Below are 316 nucleotides of genomic sequence, written 5' to 3'. Positions count from 1 at the left end.
CTGGTTTATCGGGCTGTCGATGGACGATGCCGTGTGGGTGCCCACCGTCTTCACCAAGAACCGCGAGCGCCTGATCAAGCATGACGCGGTCATTGAGTTCTTCAACGAGGTTGTGGGCATTGCCGAGAAGAAGTGCTGGCTTTCCGGTGAGCACTTCAGCGTCGATGGCACGTTAATTCAAGCATGGGCCGGCCATAAAAGCTTTGTGCGTAAAGACGATGATCAGGATAGCGAAGACGGTGGGAACTTCAAGGGCGAGACGCGTAGCAACGAGACGCATGAATCGAAGAGCGACCCGGATTCGCGGCTGTATCGC

The 316-nt window shown here is 56.0% G+C and carries 1 pseudogene; it reads left to right on the top strand.

Going from position 1 to position 316, the window contains the following annotated elements:
* A pseudogene (locus HB376_RS40655) lies at positions 1-316 on the top strand (IS5/IS1182 family transposase); the annotation flags it as partial.

Source organism: Caballeronia sp. dw_19, assembly GCF_018449515.1.
Taxonomy (GTDB): domain Bacteria; phylum Pseudomonadota; class Gammaproteobacteria; order Burkholderiales; family Burkholderiaceae; genus Caballeronia.
The sequence above is the reverse complement of the archived record's forward strand: the minus strand, read 5'-3'. Positions and strand labels throughout refer to the sequence as shown.